This is a genomic window from Phenylobacterium sp., assembly GCF_044358365.1.
Taxonomy (GTDB): Bacteria; Pseudomonadota; Alphaproteobacteria; order Caulobacterales; family Caulobacteraceae; genus Phenylobacterium.
The window spans coordinates 1-3,598 of the sequence record NZ_JBIKNZ010000134.1 but is presented as its reverse complement, the minus strand read 5'-3'; the positions used below and the strand labels follow the sequence as shown (position 1 = coordinate 3,598).

Here is a 3,598-nt window from a genome sequence, read left to right as displayed (position 1 = left end):
TTCTACGAAGACAAGGGCCTGCTCAACCCGGCGCGGGATGGCATGAACCGGGTCTATTCCTATCGTGATCGGGGGCGTCTGGTGCTGATCCTGCGCGGCAAGCGCGTGGGCCTGTCATTGCTGGAAATCGGCGAGATCCTCGATCTCTATGACGCCGATGACACCGGGGCCCAGCAGGCGGCGAAGTCGCTTCGCAAGTTCAATGAGCGGATCGTCGCCCTGGAGCGGCAGAAGACCGACATCGACGACGCCATCGCCCAGCTCCAGGCGGGAGTGGCCGACATGGAGAAGCGGCTGTCCGAAACCCGGCCGGATCTGCTGCCCCGCGCCGCCGATTACGATCAGGTGCTGCGCCGTCAGCTGGACGGGGCCGGCCACAGCGAGGCCTGACATCTCGCGCCGGGCCGCGACAAACCGGCGCGAGCCGGTCTAGAGTAGACCGGTTCATTCCTGGCGATCCGGAGCCCCCATGACCTATCAAGCCCCCGTGAGGGATTACGTGTTCCTGCTGCGCGATGTGCTGCAGCTTGAGCGGTACGCCAACCTCCCGGCCTTCGCCGACGCCTCCATGGACACCGTCGAGGCGATCCTCGAGGAGGCGGGCAAGTTCACCTCCGAGGTGCTGGCCCCGCTCAATGTCGTGGGCGACAAGGAGGGTTGCACCTGGAGCCCGGACTTCTCGGTCAGGACGCCAACCGGCTTCAAGGATGCCTACGCAAAGCTGGTCGAGGGCGGCTGGCCGGCGCTGGGCTCGGATCCGGCCTATGGCGGCCAGGGCCTGCCCCATGTGGTGAACCTGGCGTTCTCCGAGATGTCCTCGTCGGCCAACATGGCGTTTTCCATGTACCCCGGCCTGACGCACGGCTGCTACTCGGCGATCCATGTCGGCGGCTCCGACGAGCAGAAGGCGCTCTACCTGCCGAAGCTGGCCTCATTCCAGTGGGCCGGCACCATGAACCTGACCGAGCCCCACTGCGGCACCGACCTGGGCCTGCTGCGCACCAGGGCGGTCCCGCAGGCGGACGGAACCTACAGGATCTCGGGCCAGAAAATCTGGATCTCGGGCGGCGAGCAGGACCTCACCGAGAACATCATCCACCTGGTGCTGGCCCGGATCGAGGGCGCGCCGGCCGGCACCCGGGGCATCAGCCTGTTCATCGTGCCGAAGTTCATCCCCGATGCGGATGGAAATCCGGGCGCCCGCAATTCGGTGAACTGCCTGGGCCTGGAAGAAAAGATGGGTATCCACGGCAACGCCACCTGCGTCATCGCCCATGAGGAGGCTGTCGGCTGGCTGATCGGCGAGGAGAACCGGGGCCTGGCCGTGATGTTCGTGATGATGAACGAGGCGCGGCTGGGGGTGGGCCTGCAGGGGATCGCCCAGGCCGAGGCCGCCTATCAGGCCGCCGCCGCCTTCGCGAAGGATCGCCTGCAGGGCCGCTCGCTGACCGGCCCGAAGAACCCCGACGGCCCGGCCGACCCGATCATCGTCCACCCCGATGTGCGCCGGATGCTGATGGAGGCCCGCGCCTTCATCGAGGGTGGCCGCGCCTTCATGGCCTGGACCTCGCTCCATGGCGACCTCAGCCACGCCAGTCCCGATGAAGCCGTCCGACAGAAGGGCCGCGACTACATGGGCCTGATGACGCCGGTGGTGAAAGCCTTCCTGACCGACCGCGGCTTCAACGTCTGTTCCGACGCCATGCAGGTGCACGGCGGCTCCGGCTTCACCGAGCATTTCCCGGTCAGCCAGTACCTGCGAGACGTCCGCATCGCCCTGATATATGAGGGCACAAACGGAGTGCAAGCCCTTGATTTGGTTGGAAGAAAACTGGCTGCCGACGGTGGCCGGGGCGTCATGGCCTTCTTCGCCGAACTTGACGATTTCATGTCCGGAAACGAGGCCCAGCCCGACATGGCGACCTTCATCACCGGCCTGGCCGCGGCCAAGGCCGAACTGCAGGAGGCCACCATGTGGCTGATGCAGAACGGTCTGGCCAACCCGGACAACGCCGGCGCCGCCTCCACCGACTATCTGCACCTCTTCGGCCTCACAGCGCTGGCCTACATGTGGTCGCTGCAGGCCAGGGCCGCCCTCGCCCGGATCGCCGCCGGCGACACCGACCCCTTCTACGAGACCAAGCTGACCATCGGTCGCTACTACATCCAGCGCATCCTGCCGGAGACCAGCAGCCGCCTGGCCAAGCTGAAGACCGGCTCTGAACTCCTCATGGCGCTGCCGGCCGAAGCCTTCTGATGGCCAGCTACCGCGCCACCATCGACTGGTCGCTGGAAGACGGCGCGGACTTTGCGAAGGGCCGCTACAGCCGCGCCCACACGGTCACCTTCCAGCAGCACGTGATGCCCGCCACAGCGTCCGCCCACGTGGTCGGCAAGTGGGCGGCGCCCGGCGCGGTCGACCCGGAAGAAATGTTCGTGGCGGCGCTCAGCAACTGCCACATGCTCACCTTCCTGCATGTGGCCCGGCTGAAGGGCTTCGTCATCACCCGCTACCGGGACGAAGCCGTGGGCGTGATGGAAAGAACGCCCGAGGGCCGTATGGCGGTGACCCGCGTCACCCTGCATCCCCAGATCACCTATGCCGGCCTGCGCCCCACCGATGCCGAACGCGATGCGATGCACCACGAGGCCCACGAGGAATGCTTCATCGCCAATTCGGTGAAGACCGAGGTGGTGGTGCAGGAAGTCCAGGCTGTCGTCGACGGGTTGTCCCGGGCGGCCGCCGGCGAAGGCTTCTAACGGAGCGCATCGTGATCCGAAAACAGCTTACTGTAGCGGCCGGCGCCTTGCCCGGCGCCCTTGTGGCGGGCCTGGTGCTCTACCAGTCCAACGGGCTGTTCGACTGGGCGGACCTCCCGGCAGATGATCCGGGCAGCCGCCTGGCTTTTGCCATGCGATGGCTGCTGGTCCCTGGACTGGCGCTCCTTGTCGGGGTTGCGGTCGCGACCCGGCGCGCCTTCATCCCGACGGCCATCGAAGGGACGCGGACTCCCGAGCACTACGGCCTGGAGATCAACCTTCGCTACAATCAGAACACGGTCGAACAGGTAATCCTCGCCGCGATCGCCTGGACCGGACTGGCGCTGACCTTGCCCGTCGACCGCCTTGGGCTCATTCCGGCCATGGCGGTGCTGTTCGCGGCCGGCCGCCTCAGCTTCTGGGTCGGCTACCGGTTTCATCCGCTGGGTCGCGCGTTCGGGTTTGTCCTGACCGCGCTGCCCACGCTGGGCGCCTACGCCTGGCTGGTCTGGTGGGCGGTCAGCTAGGCTCTTCTGTGGCCCCCGAGCCGGGCGTCGCTTGAACAAGGCGGCGAACACGGAGGAGGTGGTGGTGCAAGAGGTCGCGCTCCGCGAGCTGGTCGCCCCTCGGCGGGTCCGGCAACCCTAATCCGTGCCATGCGTTATGTCGCCATGAGGCTCATGCCGGAAATGGAACAACATGCGTAGACTGGTTGTCTAATTGGTTTCACGGTTGCCTCAGGTTCGTTGTTGGACTGACCTTGGTCTATGGTTGTCTACGGGGTCATGGCCTGGCTGGGGAGCCTTGATGGCCGTGCCGCAAGATCGCGGTCAGGCGA

At 66.3% G+C, this 3,598-nt stretch carries 4 protein-coding genes; all 4 read left to right on the top strand.

The window, feature by feature from the left end:
• Nucleotides 1-390, top strand: a 390-nt coding sequence (locus ACIQ3B_RS18310; protein WP_397405147.1) for a MerR family DNA-binding transcriptional regulator, incomplete at its 5' end; no start/stop codon positions are given.
• Between the two features lie 79 nt (nucleotides 391-469).
• Complete coding sequence (locus ACIQ3B_RS18305; protein ID WP_397405145.1) at nucleotides 470-2,257, top strand: acyl-CoA dehydrogenase C-terminal domain-containing protein; 1,788 nt, start codon at nucleotides 470-472, stop codon at nucleotides 2,255-2,257.
• Nucleotides 2,257-2,760 carry an OsmC family protein gene (locus tag ACIQ3B_RS18300; RefSeq protein ID WP_397405142.1) on the top strand — a complete coding sequence of 168 codons (504 nt, stop codon included), beginning with the start codon at nucleotides 2,257-2,259 and terminating at the stop codon, nucleotides 2,758-2,760. Before ACIQ3B_RS18305 ends, ACIQ3B_RS18300 begins: the two co-directional genes overlap by 1 nt.
• Nucleotides 2,761-2,771: 11 nt before the next feature.
• Nucleotides 2,772-3,287 (top strand): MAPEG family protein, encoded by a 516-nt coding sequence (locus ACIQ3B_RS18295; RefSeq protein ID WP_397405139.1) that lies wholly within the window; start codon nucleotides 2,772-2,774, stop codon nucleotides 3,285-3,287.
• Nucleotides 3,288-3,598 lie beyond the last annotated feature (311 nt).